This window comes from Mesorhizobium sp. W016 (genome assembly GCF_054719485.1).
This window is the reverse complement of sequence record NZ_JBTTIF010000002.1, coordinates 1,650,643-1,668,501: the sequence shown is the minus strand read 5'-3', so window position 1 is coordinate 1,668,501 and position 17,859 is coordinate 1,650,643. Positions and strand designations below refer to the sequence as shown.

Here is a 17,859-nt window from a genome sequence, read left to right as displayed (position 1 = left end):
CCGGCCGAAAATCAGACGCGTTCGATAATCGTTGCGGTGCCCATGCCGGCGCCGATGCAGAGCGTCACCAGAGCGGTGTTCAAATCGCGGCGCTCGAGCTCGTCCAGCACCGTGCCCAGGATCATCGCGCCGGTGGCACCGAGCGGATGGCCCATGGCGATGGCGCCGCCATTGACGTTGATCTTGTCGTGCGGGATTTCGAATGCCTGCATGTAGCGCAGCACCACCGAGGCGAAGGCCTCGTTAAGCTCGAACAGGTCGATATCCGACAGCTTCATCTTGGCGCGCTTCAGAAGCTTCTCGGTGACGTCGACCGGACCGGTAAGCATCAGCACCGGCTCGGAGCCGATGTTGGCAAAGGCGCGGATACGCGCGCGTGGCTTCAAGCCCATCGTTTTGCCGGCCTTCTTGGAGCCGAGCAGCACTGCGGCGGCACCGTCGACGATGCCCGACGAATTGCCGGCATGGTGGACGTGATTGACCTCTTCCACCTCAGGGTGCTTCTGCACGGCGACCGCGTCGAAGCCGCCCATTTCACCAGGCATGACGAAGGACGGGTTGAGCGAGGCCAGCGACTGCATGTCGGTCGACGGCCGCATATGCTCGTCATGATCGAGGATGGTGAGGCCGTTCTGGTCCTTGATCGGTATGACGGAGTTCTTGAAACGGCCATCGACCCAGGCCTTGCCGGCGCGCTTCTGGCTCTCGACCGCATAGGCGTCGACGTCGTCGCGCGAAAAACCATACTTGGTGGCGATCAAATCGGCCGATATGCCTTGCGGCACGAACCAGCCGGGCAGGCCGACGGACGGGTCCATGAACCAGGCGCCGCCCGAGGCGCCCATGCCGACGCGCGACATCGATTCCACGCCGCCTGCAATGACGATCTCGTCGGCGCCTTGAGCGATCTTGGCGGCGCCGAAATTGATGGCGTCGAGACCCGAAGCGCAGAAGCGCGATATCTGCATGCCCGGCGCCTTGTTGTCGTAGCCGGCTTCGAAGGCGGCGGCGCGCGGGATGACGGAGCCGGCCTCGCCCACTGGGTCCACGCAGCCGAAGATGATGTCGTCTACGTTTGCGGTGTCGAGGCCGTTGCGGTCGCGCAGCGCCTCAAGCGTCCTGGCGGCGAGCCGTACCGCCGGCACTTCGTGCAGCGAGCCATCCTTCTTGCCCTTGCCGCGCGGTGTGCGCACGGCGTCATAGACATAAGCTTCGGCCATTTGCTTGCTCCTTGCTTTGCCGACGTCGCTCTCAGAGAGAGCGGCCGATCAGCAATTTCATGATCTCGTTGGTGCCGCCGTAGATGCGCTGGACGCGGGCGTCGCGGAACATGCGGGCGATCGGATATTCATTCATGTAGCCATAGCCGCCATGCAATTGAAGGCATTCGTCGACGACTTTTCCCTGCAGGTCCGAGAGCCAGTATTTCGCCATAGACGCCGTCACCGGATCGAGGCCGCCATTGATGTGGCGGGTGACGCAATCATTGTAGAAGACGCGGCCGATGGTGGCCTCGGTCTTCAGTTCGGCGAGCTTGAACTGGGTGTTCTGGAACTCGATGATCGCCTTGCCGAAGGCCTTGCGATCCTTGACGTAGTCGATGGTCAGCGCCAGGGCGCGTTCGATCATGGCGATCGCGCCGGTGCCGATCTGCAGGCGCTCCTGCGGCAATTGCTGCATCAGCTGGATGAAGCCCTGTCCCTCTTCGTGGCCAAGCAGGTTCGAGGTCGGCACGCGCATATCATTGAAGAACAGCTCCGACGTGTCGTTGGCCTTCAGGCCGATCTTGTCGAGGTTGCGGCCGCGTTCGAAGCCTTCGGCCTCGTCGGTCTCGACGACGATCAGCGAGGTGCCCTTGGCGCCTTTGGCCGGATCGGTCTTGGTGACGACGATGATGAAATTGGCCAGCTGGCCGTTGGTTATGAAGGTCTTGGAACCGTTGATCTTGTACTGGTTGCCGTCCTTCTCGGCCCGCGTCTTGACGCCTTGCAGGTCGGAGCCGGCGCCCGGCTCGGTCATGGCGATGGCGCCGATCAGTTCGCCGGTCGCCAGTTTCGGCAGCCATTTCTTCTTCTGCTCTTCCGAGCCGTAATGAAGGATGTAAGGGGCAACGATCGCATTGTGCAGGCCGATGCCGAAACCGTCGACGCCGACATGGCCGATCGCCTCGATGATGGCGCTCTCATGCGCGAAGGTGCCGCCGGAGCCGCCATACTCCTCCGGCATAGAGGCGCAGAGCAGGCCGGCGGAACCCGCCTTGCGCCAGCTCTCGCGGTCGACCATCTCGTTCTTCTCGAACTCGTCGTAACGCGGCGCGATCTCTTCCGACATGAAGCGGTGCGCCATGTCGTAGAGCATGCCGACCTCGTCCGCCGCCCAGGCGGGCTTCGGCAAAGAGAGCACTTCGGCTGGATTTGTCATGCCGTTTCTCCCGCGCCAACGTCACCCTCCCCCTCGAGGGGAGGGTGGCCGCGAAGCGGTCGGGTGGGGTCGCCGATGACGTGCTCGACCTTATCTTCGGAATTGACGCGGGTTTGGGGCATTGCGCTCATCTCCTACCAAAGCGCCAACCAGCCGGCGCACTGCACGCAAGGACCCCTCCCGGCCCTTCGGGCCACCCTCCCCTCAAGGGGGAGGGGGACGCCAGCCATTTCTAGAACGCTTCCGCAGGCAGCGCCATTAGCGTGTCCGCACCACTGGAAATGCGGGCGAGATGTGCCGATGTCTCGGGCATGATCCGCTCCATGAAGAAGCGCGCCGTCACCATCTTGTTATCGTAAAAAGCCCCATTTTCGTGGACAGATTGGGACCCATTGGCCCCGGTCTTACCGAGCGCGGCCTTGGCCATCTGCGCCCACATATAGCCCAGCGCAACCAGGCCGAAGAGATGCATGTAATCGGTCGACGCGGCGCCGGCATTGTCGGGCTTGGCCATGCCGTTCTGCACCAGCCACATGGTCGCCGCCTGCAGATCGTTGAGGCCCTTCTTCAGCGCCTTGGTGAAAGGCGCCAGCTTCTCGTCGGCGCGGTTCTCCTCGCAGAACTCGCCGACGTCCTTGAAGAAGGCCTGCACGGCGCGGCCGCCATTCAGACCAAGCTTGCGGCCGACGAGGTCGAGCGCCTGGATGCCGTTGGCGCCTTCATAGATCATGGCGATGCGGGCATCGCGGACGAACTGGCTCATGCCGTGCTCTTCGATGTAGCCGTGGCCCCCGAACACCTGCTGCGCCATGACTGCATGGTCAAAACCCTTGTCGGTGAGCACGCCCTTGATCACCGGCGTCAGCAGGCCGGTATAGTCGTCGGCCGCCTGGCGATCCTTGTCGTCGGCGGAGCGGTGGGCGATGTCGGACTTGATCGCCGTCCACAGCGCCAGCGCGCGGCCGGCCTCATTGAAGGCCTTCATGGTCATCAGCGAGCGGCGGATGTCGGGATGGACGATGATCGGATCGGCTTGTCTGTCCGGCGCCTTGGCGCCAGACAGCGAGCGGCCCTGCAGCCGGTCCTTGGCGTAGGAGACCGCGTTCTGGTAGGCGATCTCGGACAGCGACAGGCCCTGCAGGCCGACGCCGAGGCGGGCTTCGTTCATCATCGTGAACATCGCCTTCAGGCCGCCATTGGCCTCACCGAGCAGCGTGCCTTCGGCCTCGTCATAATTCATGACGCAAGTCGAATTGCCGTGTATGCCCATCTTCTCCTCGATCGACCCGCAGGAGAGCGTGTTCTTCTCGCCCGGATTGCCCGAGGCATCGAGCTTCAGCTTTGGCACGATGAACAGCGAGATGCCCTTCACGCCTGCCGGCGCGCCTTCGATGCGGGCCAACACGAGATGGACGATGTTTTCCGACATGTCGTGCTCGCCGGCCGAGATGAAGATCTTCTGGCCTGAGATCTTGTAGGTGCCGTTGCCGTTCGGCACCGCCTTGGTGCGCAGCAGGCCGAGATCGGTGCCGCAATGCGGCTCGGTCAGGTTCATGGTACCGGTCCAGGACCCCTCGACCAGCTTCGGCAGCCATGTCGCCTTCTGCTCGTCGGTGCCGTGTGTGATGATCGCAGCGATAGCGCCTTGAGTCAGGCCGGGATACATCATCAGCGCCATGTTGGCCGAAACCATGTATTCGGCAACCGCGGTGTGCACGGCATAGGGCAGCCCCTGGCCGCCGAACTCGACGGGCGCCGCCAGTCCCATCCAGCCGCCTTCGCGATACTGGTCGTAGGCTTCCTTGAAGCCCTTCGGCGTAATCACCGAGCCGTCCTCATGGCGCACGCAGCCTTCGATGTCACCGACGCGGTTCAGAGGATGCATAACGTTTTCGGCAAGCTTGGCGCCTTCGGCGAGGATCGCCTCGACAACGTCGGGCGTCGCGTCGGCAAATCCGGGAAGGTTAGAGTAGCGCTGATAACCCAGCACCTCGTTGAGCACGAACAGCGTGTCCTGGACCGGCGCCCTGTAGATCGGCATGTGTTTCCTCCACCATGCGGGTCTTGGCCGCGAGATCGGGCCCCGAAACATGAGGTTGGGGCGGCATGCGGGCCAATGTTGAAAGCGGGATAGCAAAAATTGACGTTTGCGTAAACGTCAATTTTGTCGCCGGGACAAAATTTACCTATGCCAGCCTATCGGCACGAGCGGTGCATGGCTTTGTGCAAAGCGAGGGGGGTCAAACAAAAAGAGCCGCGCGGGCGGGCGCGCGGCTCTTAAGTTCAAAGCTTTCGCCGGGAGCTGCGGAGCAAAATCAGCTGGCGGCGCTGGCCGGGGCCGAACGCTCGGACAGCATCTGGCGCACGGCCGACATCGAGCCGCTCAGCTCGTTGATGGCGTCGTCGATCAGCGCGCGCTGCTTCTGCAGGCGGGCTAGCTGCTTCTCCGACTTGTCGAGAGCCAGCCGCAATTGCTTGGTGTTGGATCCCGTGGGATCGTAGAGATCCATCATCTGCTTGACGTCGCGCAGCGAGAACCCGACCTTGCGGCCGAGCAGGATCAGCTTCAGCCGCGCCTTGTCGCGGCGCGTGTAGAGGCGCGTTGCCCCATCGCGTTTCGGATTGAGCAGGCCCTTGTCTTCATAGAAACGCAGCGTGCGCAGCGTCACGCCGTATTTCTTGGCCATCTCGCCGATGCGCACGAGCTCCTCACTGGCTTCGGCAGACATATTGTTGGTGTTGGCCGCGGCTTCGCCGGGCGAAACAAGTTTCATAGTCACTGGCTTTCCCCTGTCGTGGCATCGCGGTCTCGGACCTTGCAACGCCTGAGTGGAAGCGGGGGCATGCTTCCAGTCGTGGTTTCAACTAATTCATCGCAAAAGGCACGAACGGCGCCCCTCTTACGTTTACGTCAATTCTATAACGATAGCCGTCGCATGACGCAAGGGCGTTCTGGGATTGCGAAACCTTATGCCGCACCCCCGGCGCCGGGTCCGAACGGGCACCGCCTGTATTTCAGCAATGCCGTAACTTCTTAAGCTTGGTTAACACCTTGTTTACCACGATGGGTGAAATGTGCGGATGTCGGTCACCCGTGTTTATCCTGTAGCGAATTTTTCACGGTTTTTCGGAGAGCGGGCCTGGCCCGGGAAGCTCGTCTTCCGCCGCAGCAGTGCCGCGCGGCCGCCTTCGTTCCCGACAAGGACTTGGGAAACTGGCAGCAAGCCGGCCATTCTGAAAAACGGACGCATCGATGAACAGCAAGCGGTCCTATCTCGATACACTCAACGCCGGCAGGCCGCGCAGGCCGAACACCACGCTTGACGAATTGAACCGCTCGCTGGAAACGCTGGAGCAGCGGCTGGAGCGCAAGCGCGAGGACGCCGCCGAGCGCTTCGATCCGCGCCGGCCCGCTCCGGAGCCGCGCTACGCAAGTGCCCAGCCCTACGCCCCGCCGCCGCGCTGGTACGAGGACCCGCAGCCCGCGCCGCGGCCGAAAAGCCCTGTGACGGCCGCCTTCGACCAGAACTATCAGGCGATCGCGCGCGACATCGACCGCGTGCGCGGCCAGGAAGACAGCGTCGCCGTGGTCGGCAAGATCGCCGGCGAATTGCGTGGCCTGCGCGAGGAACTGCGCCATCAGATGACGGCCGGCCTGCAGCGCGAATTCGCCGCGTTGCGCAAGGACATCGAACGGGCCTTCCAGGCGAGCAACCAATCGGGTGGTCAGGCAGGCGGCTTGCCCGGCAAGGGCAGCGCCGAACTCGGCGTCGAATTCGAGCGGCTGTCCGGCGCCATCCAGACGCTGGCCGAGAAGAGCGACGACCGAAGCGTCAACATGCTGCGGCTCGAGCTCGAGCAGGTAAAGACGGCGCTCGACACATTGGCGCGCGAGGAAAGCGTGCTGAAGGTCGACCGCCGCTGGGACGATTTCGACCGCCGCTGGAGCGCGTTCGAGGACCGTGTCGACGCCGACCAGCGCAACCGCGCCGACGGCCCCGGATTTTCGGCCCTGACCGACCGGCTCGAACAGATCAGCAATGCGGTCCACAATCTGCCGGAATCGCTGTCGCTGCGCTCGATGGAAGAAAAGGTGCGCACGCTTGCCGGCGCCGTCGATCATTTCGTCAGCCAGCAGAGCAACCGCGGCGGCGACACGCTTGGCCTGATCGACGAACGGCTCGATGAGATTTCGCGCGCCATCGTCGCCTCCACCGTCGCCGCACAGGCCAATTCCTTCGACCCCGAACCGTTCGAGCGCATCGAGAAGCGGATCGCCTCGCTGGCGCAGCAGATCGAGGAAGTCGTGCAGGTTCGTCCGAGCGGCGAGGTTCTCGACCGTCTCAGCACGCTGTCGAACAGGGTCGACGAGCTTGCCGGCCGCGCCAATCTGCCGGAACAGGCGATGGAGCGCCTCGGCAAGCAGATCGCGATGATCGCCGACAAGATCGACCGCGCCCCGGCGATGCCCGACGCCGACTATATCTTCCAGGGTCTGGAACAGCGCTTCGACGTGCTGTCGGGCATGATGGAACGCCGGCAGGGCGACGCCATCGAACAGGGCAACATGCTGTTTCGCGATCTCGAGCGGCGGCTGGACGAGGTTGCCGACCGGCTGGACCAGCGCCAGCCGCAGGCTGACAGCGCCGGCATCATGGACGCCATCGACGCACGCTTCACCGCGCTCGCCCAACGCATGGAGACGCGCATTCCCGATCCTGCCAACGAGGCGGCGATCCGTGGCCTGGAAAGCCGGCTCGAAGACATTTCAAGCAGGCTGGAATCGTCGGCCGCGCAGGTCGCCGGCATCGATCCGGCACTGATCCGCAGCCTCGAGGCGCAGGTCTCCGGCCTATCGGCGCATCTGTCGAAGCCCGGCACGCCGCTGCCGGAATTCGAGGACATCAGCCCGCGCCTCAACGAAATCGAGAAGTCGCTGGCCGGAACCCGCGAATCCATCATGGGCGCGGCACGGGAAGCGGCCGAGAGCGCCGTGCGCTCGCTAGCAGATTCCAACGCCAACACCGCGGCCGTTACCGGCCTTGCTCAGGATCTGAAGACGCTGGAAGCGCTGACGCGCCGTTCGGACGAGCGCAATTCACGGACATTCGAGGCTATCCACGACACGTTGCTCAAGATCGTCGATCGTCTGGGCTCGCTGGAGACCAGCGAACCGGCCGAGGCGGTGAGCGAGCTTCTGGATGCCCAGGCCGAGCCGGCGCGGCGGGCCCGCGCTGCACGCGCCTCCAAGATTTCGGTGCAGGACGCGCCATCGATGGATATCGACCAGCCGCTGCCGCTGACCGGAGACATGGCCGATCTCGACGGCCGCGCCGCCGCCATCATGCGCAGCGAGCCGGATATGCGCGCCGACCCGGGTACGCGTAGCGACCTGGGTACGCGTAGCGACCCGGTCATGGGCAGCGAACCCGTGCGGCGCTCGCCAGCCGAGGCTGCCGCGGCCGCTGCCCAGGCAGCGCTCGGTTCCGACAGGATTGCCGAGAAAGGCGAAGCCACGGCCAAGAAGTCGCTGTTCGGTGGATTTGCGCGCGCCTTCAGGGGCAAGAAGTCGGCTGACATGCCGCCGCTTGCCGGCTCGGGGCCTAATGTCGACATGCCGAGCGTCGATCTCGACGAGCCGCTCGATCCGAAGCTCGCCAACCGACCGTTGGAGCCGGGCTCCGGCGCGCCCGACCTCAACGCCATCATGAAGCGCGTGCGCGACGAGCGCGGCCCGCCGGTGCGCCAAAACTCCGGCGATGCGTCGAAATCCGACTTCATTGCCGCGGCCAGGCGCGCGGCGCAGGCCGCGGCCGCCGAGGCCGACGCGCTGAAACGCCAGTCCACCATGAAGGGCCCGGTCAAGGCGCTTCGTATCGGCGACCTGCTCAAGGCGCGGCGCAAGCCGATTCTGATGGGAGCGGTCGCGATCATGCTGGCGCTTGCCGGCCTCCAGTTGGGCAAGGCCTTCTTCGCCGACCCGGTCGAGGTCGCAAGCAACGATACAGCGCCGATCGTCGCCTCGCAGCCGGTCGAGACTGCCTCGGTCAACGCTGCCAGCCAACCCAAGGCAGAACAGCAGGTGGCCGTGCAGGACGTGCCGGCCCGGATCGTCAGGCAGGCGGAGCCCACGGAACCGGCAGCTGGCAACGATGCGCCAATGAATGCGGCCTCGGTCGCTGGGCCCGAAGTGCCGGCGGTGGAGCCCGCGCCAGCGCCGATGGCTTTGGCCGATCCGGCCCCCACGCCAAATGCAATGCTGCCGACCACCGCCACTGCGGAACCGGCGGCTGCCGACGCGCAGCCTGCGGCCGCCGTCATGGCGCCCTCGGATACGACGGCCTCGGATACTACCGGCGCCGTTCCGCCGGCTGATGATGCGGTAGCACCTGTCGTGGCCAAGATAGACGTTCCGGCCGATGCAGGCCCGCAAGCCTTGCGCGACGCGGCTGCCGGCGGTGACGCCAAGGCGCTGTTCGAGCTCGGTTCGCGCTATGCTGAATCGCGCGGCGTCAAGGAAGACATGGCGGCAGCGGCCAAATGGTACGAAAAGTCGGCCGAGCTCGGCTTCGCACCGGCGGAATACCGCATCGGCAATTTCTACGAGAAGGGCATCGGCGTCACGCGCGACGTCAAGAAGGCAAAGACCTTCTACCAGCTCGCCGCCGCGCAGGGTAATGCCAGCGCCATGCACAATCTGGCCGTTCTGTTTGCCATGGCCGCCGACGGCGTGACCGACAATGAATCGGCCGCGCACTGGTTTCAGGCGGCGGCCGATGTCGGCGTCAAGGACAGCCAGTTCAATCTCGGCATCCTGGCGGCAAAGGGCGTCGGCATGAAGCAGAGCCTGGAGGAATCCTACAAATGGTTCGCGCTCGTCGCCAAGACCGGCGACAAGGATGCGGCTGCAAAGCGCGACGAAGTCGCCACTGCGCTGCGCCCCGAACAGCTGGAGCGGGCGCGCGCCGCCACGGAACTGTGGAAGCCGAAGCCGCTCGACCCTGCGTCCAACTCGGCCGACATTCCTGAATCCTGGCAGGAAGGCACGCCGCAGACCACCGCCAGCGTTGACATGAAGAAGGCGGTCAAGAACATCCAGCTCATCCTCAACAAGAACGGCTACGATGCCGGCGGCGCCGATGGCGTGATGGGCGGCAAGACCAAGACCGCAATCATGGCTTTCCAGACCGACAACAAGATGCAGGCGACCGGCGAAATCGACGAAAAGCTGGTGAAGGCGCTGCTGGCGCACAAATAACGGCAGATGCGTCGCTAACGCGACGCCCTTGCCATACATTTGCCTGTTAACTGCTTGAGATGTTTTTTGTTTCGGTAGGGCGGCGGGGTTTGATCCCACTGCCCCGGCGGTGCAAGAAAGAATTGGCTTTTCGGTGCGACAATGCCCTGGAATGGCTGCAATCGCCGACAGGCAAACTGATCGAGACTGACGGGTGGGCATCTATCTCCCGATCGCGGAAATTTCCGTCAACGTCTTCGTGCTGCTGGCAATGGGCGCGGCGGTGGGTTTCCTGTCGGGCATGTTCGGGGTCGGTGGCGGCTTTCTGATCACGCCGCTCTTGATCTTCTACAACATCCCGCCGGCAATCGCCGTTGCCACTGGCGCCAACCAGGTTATCGCCTCCTCCTTCTCCGGCGCGCTGTCGCACATGAAGCGCGGCACGCTCGACTTCAAGCTCGGCGGGGTGCTGCTGGCCGGCGGCATCGTCGGCTCGACCGGTGGTATCTTTGTCTTTGCCTTCCTGCGCCGGCTCGGCCAACTCGATTTGTTCATTTCGCTGCTCTACGTCGTGCTGCTCGGCACCGTCGGCGGGCTGATGCTGGTCGAGAGCGTCAATGCGCTGCGCGCCACGCGCAGCGGTGCGGCGCCGGTCTTGAAGAAATCCGGCCAGCACAACTGGATCCACCGGCTGCCGCTGAAGATGCGCTTCAGGGCCTCGAAGCTGTTCGTCAGCGTCATTCCGGTGCTGGGGCTCGGCGCCGGCATCGGCTTCCTGTCGTCGATCATGGGTGTCGGCGGCGGCTTCATCATGGTGCCGGCGCTGATCTATCTCTTGAAAGTGCCGACCAACGTCGTCATCGGCACCTCGCTGTTCCAGATCATTTTCACCTCGGCCTACACCACGCTTGTCCACGCCACCACCAACCAGACGGTCGACGTCATGCTTGCCTTCCTGCTGATGGCGGGCGGCGTTGCCGGCGCGCAATATGGCGCCAAGGCAGGACAGAAGCTGCGCGGCGAACAGCTCAGGGCACTGCTGGCGCTGCTGGTGCTGGCGGTTGCCATCCGGCTTGCCATCGATCTCTTCGTCACGCCGCTAAACCTCTATTCGCTGACCGCCGCGGGCCTGAACTGATGCCGCAGTGGGGGATTTTTTCGGCCGCCGCTTTGCTTATCGCCGTCGCTCTGCCGGCCGCAGCGCAATCGCCGAACCCCTTGCCGGAAGGCATCCAGATCGGTCTCTCCACCGACGCCGTGTCGATCACCGCCGGTTTTTCCGGCGCCGACCTGACCATTTTCGGTTCGCTGGAAAACCCCGACCCGCTGGTCGCGCGGCAGGGGCGCTATGACGTCATCGTCGTGCTCGAAGGGCCGCCGCGGCCGGTTGTGGTGCGCCGCAAGGACCGGGTGCTCGGCGTCTGGGTCAACCTGGAATCCGAGACCTTCGAGAACGTGCCGGTCTCCTACTCCGTCGCCACGACACGGCCGCTGCAGGACATCACCGAACCCAACAGCTACAAGCAGCTGTCGCTCGGCGCCTCCAACCTTTACATGCAACCGGCCGACGTAACCGACAGTCCGGCGACGATCGAGGAATTCACCGTGGCGCTGCGCGAGCGCAAGGCGGCGACCGGCCTCTATAGCGAGAATGTCGGCGGCGTGCAGTTCCTGTCGCAGAACCTGTTTCGCGCCACGGTGCGGCTGGCGCCCAATGTCCCGGTTGGAACGCATAAAGCCCGCGCGTTCCTGTTCAAGAGCGGCCTGTTCCTCAAGGAAAGCTCGGCCCAGCTCGAAATCCGCAAATCGGGCTTCGAACAGTCGATCTTCCGCGTCGCGCATGATTACTCGTTTCTCTACGGCGTCTTCTCCGTGTCGCTGGCCATGATCACCGGCTGGCTGGGCAGGCTGATTTTCCGCAGGGATTGACGCGCAGGACCCATTTCCGGGGAAAAGGGGTTCCCCTTTTCTCAGTCTTGCGATAGACCGCCGCCTCCCAACCCTCGGGTTACACGCACAATCATTCGGCAGAACGGTCCGGCCTCTGGACGGCGCGCGTCTTGCGACGCCTGCCACAGCGACGACCCAATGACAGGAGGCTGCAATGCATCAGGCATTTGGCGGCATCGATTTCGGTACGTCCAATTCGACGGTGGGCGTGATCCGCAACGGCCAGGCACAGCTGGTGGCGCTGGAGGGGGACCAGCCGACATTGCCGAGTGCCGTGTTCTTCAACTTCGAGGACGGCCACACCTATTTCGGCCGCCGCGCCATTGCCGACTACACCGATTCCATCGAAGGCCGGCTCATGCGATCGCTGAAGAGCGTGCTCGGCAGTTCGCTGGCGCATGAGAAGACGCGGATCAAGGCCCGGCAGATCGGTTTCATCGACATTGTCGGCATGTTCGTCGGCCATTTGAAGAAACGGCTTGAGGAAGATGCCGGCGCTCCGGTGGAGAACGTTGTGCTCGGCCGGCCGGTGCAATTTGTCGACGACGATGTGGAAGCCGATGCCAAGGCGCAAAGCGAGCTTGAAAAAGCGGCGCGCGCGCAAGGCTTCAAGCACATCGCCTTCCAGTTCGAACCGATTGCGGCAGCGCTCGACTATGAGCAGGACGTGAAGCGCGAGGAACTGGCGTTGATCGTCGACATGGGCGGCGGCACGTCCGACTTCTCGATCGTGCGGGTTTCGCCGCAACGCGCCCGCTCACGCGACCGCAAGGACGATATCCTGGCCAACCGCGGCATCCATATCGGCGGCACCGATTTCGACCGGCTGCTCAGCATTGCCCATGTCATGCCCAAGCTCGGCTACCTGACGCCCACAAAAGACGGCAAGCGCAACCTGCCGGCGAGCTATTTCATTGATCTCGCGACGTGGCAGCGCATCAACCTCGTCTATACTGCCAAGGCGATGACGCATCTGAGGCAAATCCGCTTCGAGGCCGTCCGCGCCGACCTTGTCGACCGCTTCATCCATATTGTCGAGCACCGTTACGGCCATGCGCTGGCCGGCCTCGTCGAACGAGCCAAGATCGCGCTGACGGATCAGGCTTCGGCCGATGTAACGGTGGCGCTGCCCGGCGCGCATTTCGCCGCCGAGATCTCGCGGACCGGCCTGGAAGAGACCATCGCCGCCGACATCGAGCGGGTATCCGCTACGGTGCGGCAGACGATTGCCGATGCTGGCATAACGGCGTCTGCGATCACCGCCGTATTCCTCACCGGCGGTTCGACCGCGATCCCGCTGGCACGGCGTGAAATCCTGTCGCTGGTGCCGCAAGCCGCCGTTATCGAGGGCGACATGTTTGGTTCGGTCGGCCTTGGCCTGGCGCTGGATGCGCAGCGGAAGTTCGCCTGATCGCTTACGCCGGATTGCTGACGCCCTCAGCGCCGAGATGCGCCTTGAGCGCCATCTGGGCCAGGCTTGCCTGGCGGTCACGATGGGTGATCATGGCGAAGTCGCGCTTCGGCAGTTCGAGCGGCACCGACCGGAGACTGCCCTCGGCGACGGCGCGTCCGACGACGAGGTCCGAGATGATGGTGGCGCCGGCGCCGGCCTCGACCGCCTGGCGAACCGCCTCGTTGCTCGGCAGCACCAGAAATATCTGCAGGTCGCCAAGCGATATCCCCTCGCGGCGGGCCAGATCCTCCAGCACCTCGCGCGTGCCCGAACCACCCTCACGGATGATCCAGCGCAGCCCTCTGATATCCGGGCGGCCCGGCGCGATCTCGGCGATTTCGGGATGCGAGGCGGCGACGACCAGCATCAACCTGTCGACGTCGACCTTGGTGCGGCGGAGGATGTCTAACTCGGTGCGCCCCTCGACCAGACCGAGATCGGCGGTGCCGTCGAGCACATTGGCCTCGACCTGCCTGGTGTTGCCGATGCTGACGCTTAAGCGCACCGCCGGGTAGGCCTCGTGGAAAGAGGCCAGCCTGCGCGGCAGCCAGTAGCTGGCGATGGTCAGGCTGGCGGCGATCGACAGGCTGCCGGCGACCGTCTGCGAGACATGCTCCAGCACATTTCGGGCGGCGGCGGCGCGTTCCAGCACCGCCTTGGCCTCGGGCAGGAAACGGTGGCCGGTCTGAGCCAGCTCGATGTTGCGGCCGACACGGTTGAACAGATGAACGCCATGCTGCTCTTCCAAAGCGCGGATAGCCGCCGACGCCGCCGACTGGGAGATGCCCAAAAGCTCCGCCGCCTTGGTCATATGGCCGCGTTCGGCAACGGCAACGAAAATGCGCAACTGGTCCAGCGTCATGTGTGCATTAAGAACCAATTCCGATCGAATTTACAAGAACAACTGATTAGACGGATCGATAGCTTTATTCTACTTTTTCAGTCGAAGTTAGAAAGAATTCGCCAACAAATCGCGGCCAACAAAATGATCGGGCGGTTCAGATCCCTGTTTGCGCATTGGACCCGTGGCCTCAGGCGGCGGCTGGCCGGCGATCGATATCATCCTGAAGAACACTATATGCGTGGCCCCGGACCGAAGACGCGGGCCAAATTCGCAGGTAGCAAAAGCACGCCGGCATCATGAACCCAGCTGCGCCGCGCGGAGCCAATTCCGCACCGTCGCAACGGCCGCTTCCCAATACACGCGCGCCTGATGAAGGCGACGGTGTCGACACCTCGCCAACCGTTTCCGACAGCATCGCCAAGACCACCTGCTATATGTGCGCCTGCCGCTGCGGCATCGACGTCCACATCAAGGACGGCAAGGTGCGCTACATCAACGGCAACAAGGACCATCCGGTCAACCGCGGCGTAATCTGCGGCAAGGGCAGCTCCGGCATCATGCAGCATTACAGCCCGGCGCGGCTGAAGAAGCCGCTGTTGCGCAGCGGCCTGCGGGGCTCGGGTGAATTCCGCGAGATCGAGTGGGAGGAAGCGTTTTCGATTGCGACCGAGCGGCTATCGAATATCCGCCGAACCGATCCGAAAAAGCTCGCCTTCTTCACCGGGCGCGACCAGTCGCAGTCGCTGACCGGCTGGTGGGCGAGCCAGTTCGGCACGCCGAACTTCGCCGCCCATGGCGGCTTCTGCTCGGTCAACATGGCGGCCGGCGGGCTCTACACGATCGGCGGCTCGTTCTGGGAGTTCGGCGAGCCGGACTGGGACAATACGAAATACTTCATGCTGTTCGGCGTCGCCGAGGACCATGATTCCAACCCGATCAAGATCGGCTTGGGTAAACTCAAGGCGCGCGGCGCCAAGGTGGTGTCGATCAACCCGTGCCGCACGGGCTACAACGCGATTGCCGACGACTGGATCGGGATCCGGCCCGGCACCGACGGCCTCTTCGTCTTCGCCCTCATCCACGAACTGCTCAAGGCGGGCCGCGTCGATCTCGATTATCTGCTCCGCTACACCAACGCCCATGTGCTGGTCATCCAGGAGCCGGGTGCGGCGGACGACGGGCTGTTCCTGCGCGACAGCGACAACAATCTTCTCGCGTGGGACAGAGTGGCGAAGACAACCGTCAACGCAGCCGATGCGGATGCGAAGCCGGCGTTGACCGGCAGCTTCACGTTCGCCGGCCGCCGCTGCCTGCCGGTGTTTCGGCTTATCGCCGACCGCTACATGGACGACAGCTACGCACCCGATGCGGTCGCGGCACGATGCGGCATTCCGGCCGACACCATCCGCCGGATCGCTGCCGAACTCGCCCACGTCGCCTTCGAACAGACGATCGAACTGCCGGTTGCGTGGACCGACTGGGCCGGACGGCGGCACGAGACGATCAAGGGACGGCCGGTGTCGATGCATGCCATGCGCGGCATCTCGGCCCACTCCAACGGCTTTCACTCCTGCCGTGCCATCCACCTGCTGCAGGTGCTGCTCGGCACGGTGGACGTGCCCGGCGGCTTCCGTTTCAAGCCCCCCTACCCGCGCTCGGCGCCCCCGGGACCGAAGCCGGCCGGCAAGGTGGTCAGGCCGATGACGCCGCTCGACGGCATGCCGCTCGGCTTCGTCTGCGGGCCGGACGATCTCCTGGTCGACGAGGCCGGCACGCCTTTGCGCATCGACAAGGCTTATTCCTGGGATGCGCCGCTCGCCGCGCATGGGCTGATGCATACGGTCATCCGCAATGCGTGGGCCGGTGACCCGTACCCAATCGACACGCTGATGATGTACATGTCGAACATGGCGTGGAATTCCTCGATGAACACCGTCGAGACCATTGCCATGCTCACCGACCATGACGAAGCGGGTAACTACAAGATCCCCTTCATCATCTATTCCGACGCCTATTATTCCGAGACGGTGCCGTTCGCCGACCTGGTGCTGCCCGACACCACCTATCTCGAACGTCACGACTGCATCAGCCTGCTCGACCGGCCGATCAGCCATGCCGACGGGCCGGGCGACGCGATCCGCCATCCGGTGGTCGAATCGGACCGAGATGTCAGGCCGTTCCAATCGGTGCTGATCGAACTTGGCGCTCGGCTTGGCCTGCCCGGCTTCGTCGAGGACGATGGCTCGGCCAGATATGCCGACTATGCCGACTACATCGTCAATCACGAACGCACGCCGGGCATCGGCCCGCTGGCCGGCTGGCGCGGCAAGGACGGCACTTCCGTCGGCAAGGGCGAAGTCAATCCCGACCAGTTGCAGCGCTACATCGGCAATGGCGGCTTCTGGCACCAGGATTTTGCTGAGGACCAGCGCTATTACAAGATGGCCAACCGCTCCTATCTCGACTTCGCAGAGCAGATGGGGTTCATCCCCAAGGCCGAGCCGATCGTGTTCCAGCTCTATTGCGAACCGATGCAGCGCTTTCGCCTCGCCGCGCGCGGTCATGGTCGCGTCCAGCCGACCGAGAGCGAACGCCAGCGCATCGAGACCTATATGGATCCGCTGCCGTTCTGGTTTACGCCGTTCGAAGAGGCCGCGGTCGATCCGCAGAAATACCCGCTGCATGCGCTGACGCAGCGGCCTATGCACATGTATCATTCCTGGGGCTCGCAGAATGCGTGGCTGCGGCAAATCACCAGCCAGAACCGCCTGTTCGTGCACCACCAGACCGCGGCAGTTCTCGACCTGGCCGACGACGACTGGGTGTGGATCGAAAGCATCAACGGCCGGGTGAAGGGACAGATCAAGCTGGTCGACGGGGTCAATGCGGATACGGTCTGGACATGGAACGCCATCGGCAAAAGGCGCGGCGCCTGGGGGCTGAAGGACAACGCCGCCGAGAGCAATCGCGGCTTCCTGCTCAACCACATCATCGGCGACCAGACATCGGCTGACGCGAAAGGCAAACGCTATTCGAATTCCGATCCGGTGACCGGCCAGGCGGCGTGGTTCGACCTCAGGGTACGCATCGTCAAATGCTCTGATGAGGAAGCCGGCTTCACCGAACCGCAATTCGAGCGTTTCAGCCAGCCGCCAAATGTCGAGCCTTCGCCCGACATCCTTCGCTTCGGCGCCGAGTTCCGCGTCAATAGGGAAGCCGTGGAATGACCTGCCTTCCCGCCCATACAGACAAGAAGCTTGGCCTGGTCATCGACCTCGACACCTGCGTCGGCTGCCAGGCCTGCGTCACCGCCTGCAAGGAGTGGAACACCGGCGGCCACATGGCGCCACTGACCGACATCGACCCCTATGGCGGCCGTGTCGATGGCGTCTGGTTCAACCGCGTGCACAGCTATGAGCACACGACCGAGGCGGGCGGGCGCACGGTCAACTTTCCGCGCTCCTGCCTGCATTGCGAGACGCCTGCCTGCGTCACTGTCTGCCCGACCGGCGCGTCCTACAAGCGGGCGTCGGACGGCATCGTGCTGATCGACGAAAGCAAATGCATCGGCTGCAAACTGTGCAGTTGGGCCTGCCCCTATGGCGCGCGCGAATTCGATACCGACGTCGGCGTGATGAAGAAATGCACGCTGTGCGTCGATCGCATCTACAACGACAATCTGGCCGAGGAAGACCGCGTGCCGGCCTGCGTTGCCGCCTGCCCGACCAGCGCCCGGCATTTCGGCGATCTCGGCGATCCCTCGTCGGCTGTCTCGCAACTGGTGGCGGAGCGTGGCGGCGTCGACCTGATGCCGGAGATGGGCTACAAACCGACCAACAAATATCTGCCGCCGCGCGCCCAGCGCGCCGCATGGGTGCCGGCGCCAAGGCTCGAGCCAATCACGGCCGAAGGCGGTTTTCTCGGCTGGATCGACCGCATGCTTTCGAACTGACC

The 17,859-nt window shown here is 64.0% G+C and carries 11 protein-coding genes; 6 read left to right on the top strand and 5 right to left on the bottom strand.

What is annotated here, in order from left to right; translation table 11 throughout:
* Nucleotides 1-11: 11 nt before the first annotated feature.
* From ACYG9V_RS08490 to ACYG9V_RS08475, 4 genes are all read right to left on the bottom strand, one after another.
* On the bottom strand, nucleotides 12-1,220 hold the full coding sequence (locus ACYG9V_RS08490; protein WP_352763809.1) for an acetyl-CoA C-acetyltransferase: 1,209 nt from the start codon (nucleotides 1,218-1,220) through the stop codon (nucleotides 12-14).
* Nucleotides 1,221-1,251: 31 nt separating this feature from the next.
* The gene (locus ACYG9V_RS08485) at nucleotides 1,252-2,421 is read right to left on the bottom strand and encodes an acyl-CoA dehydrogenase family protein (protein WP_352763811.1); all 1,170 of its coding nucleotides are present in this window, start codon (nucleotides 2,419-2,421) and stop codon (nucleotides 1,252-1,254) included.
* 232 nt (nucleotides 2,422-2,653) lie between these two features.
* Nucleotides 2,654-4,462 carry an acyl-CoA dehydrogenase gene (locus ACYG9V_RS08480; RefSeq protein ID WP_023688701.1) on the bottom strand — a complete coding sequence of 603 codons (1,809 nt, stop codon included), beginning with the start codon at nucleotides 4,460-4,462 and terminating at the stop codon, nucleotides 2,654-2,656.
* Between the two features lie 274 nt (nucleotides 4,463-4,736).
* On the bottom strand, nucleotides 4,737-5,195 hold the full coding sequence (locus ACYG9V_RS08475) for a MerR family transcriptional regulator (RefSeq protein WP_023669610.1): 459 nt from the start codon (nucleotides 5,193-5,195) through the stop codon (nucleotides 4,737-4,739).
* A gap of 479 nt (nucleotides 5,196-5,674) precedes the next feature.
* Here ACYG9V_RS08475 and ACYG9V_RS08470 point away from each other — a divergent pair, with 479 nt between their 5' ends.
* The 4 genes from ACYG9V_RS08470 to ACYG9V_RS08455 all read left to right on the top strand — a co-directional run bounded on the left by ACYG9V_RS08470 (nucleotide 5,675) and on the right by ACYG9V_RS08455 (nucleotide 13,019).
* On the top strand, nucleotides 5,675-9,679 hold the full coding sequence (locus tag ACYG9V_RS08470; protein WP_352763813.1) for a peptidoglycan-binding protein: 4,005 nt from the start codon (nucleotides 5,675-5,677) through the stop codon (nucleotides 9,677-9,679).
* Nucleotides 9,680-9,872: 193 nt separating this feature from the next.
* Nucleotides 9,873-10,796 carry a sulfite exporter TauE/SafE family protein gene (locus tag ACYG9V_RS08465; RefSeq protein ID WP_352510948.1) on the top strand — a complete coding sequence of 308 codons (924 nt, stop codon included), beginning with the start codon at nucleotides 9,873-9,875 and terminating at the stop codon, nucleotides 10,794-10,796.
* Nucleotides 10,796-11,587: a TIGR02186 family protein gene (locus tag ACYG9V_RS08460; protein WP_352537306.1), complete on the top strand. Its 792-nt coding sequence runs from the start codon at nucleotides 10,796-10,798 to the stop codon at nucleotides 11,585-11,587. Before ACYG9V_RS08465 ends, ACYG9V_RS08460 begins: the two co-directional genes overlap by 1 nt.
* Nucleotides 11,588-11,762: 175 nt before the next feature.
* Nucleotides 11,763-13,019, top strand: coding sequence for an Hsp70 family protein (locus ACYG9V_RS08455; protein ID WP_023692549.1), 1,257 nt, complete (start codon nucleotides 11,763-11,765; stop codon nucleotides 13,017-13,019).
* 4 nt (nucleotides 13,020-13,023) lie between these two features.
* On the opposite strand, the gene ACYG9V_RS08450 is transcribed toward ACYG9V_RS08455, so the two are convergent.
* Entirely contained in the window at nucleotides 13,024-13,923 is a 900-nt protein-coding gene (locus tag ACYG9V_RS08450; RefSeq protein WP_460221934.1) for a LysR substrate-binding domain-containing protein, read from the bottom strand.
* 278 nt (nucleotides 13,924-14,201) lie between these two features.
* Between ACYG9V_RS08450 and ACYG9V_RS08445 the strand changes: the two genes are divergently transcribed.
* Together ACYG9V_RS08445 and ACYG9V_RS08440 are read left to right on the top strand one after the other, a co-directional pair.
* Nucleotides 14,202-17,132, top strand: coding sequence for a molybdopterin oxidoreductase family protein (locus ACYG9V_RS08445; RefSeq protein ID WP_352763817.1), 2,931 nt, complete (start codon nucleotides 14,202-14,204; stop codon nucleotides 17,130-17,132).
* Nucleotides 17,129-17,857 carry a 4Fe-4S dicluster domain-containing protein gene (locus ACYG9V_RS08440; protein ID WP_352759880.1) on the top strand — a complete coding sequence of 243 codons (729 nt, stop codon included), beginning with the start codon at nucleotides 17,129-17,131 and terminating at the stop codon, nucleotides 17,855-17,857. The genes ACYG9V_RS08445 and ACYG9V_RS08440 overlap by 4 nt, the downstream gene beginning before the upstream one ends.
* Nucleotides 17,858-17,859 lie beyond the last annotated feature (2 nt).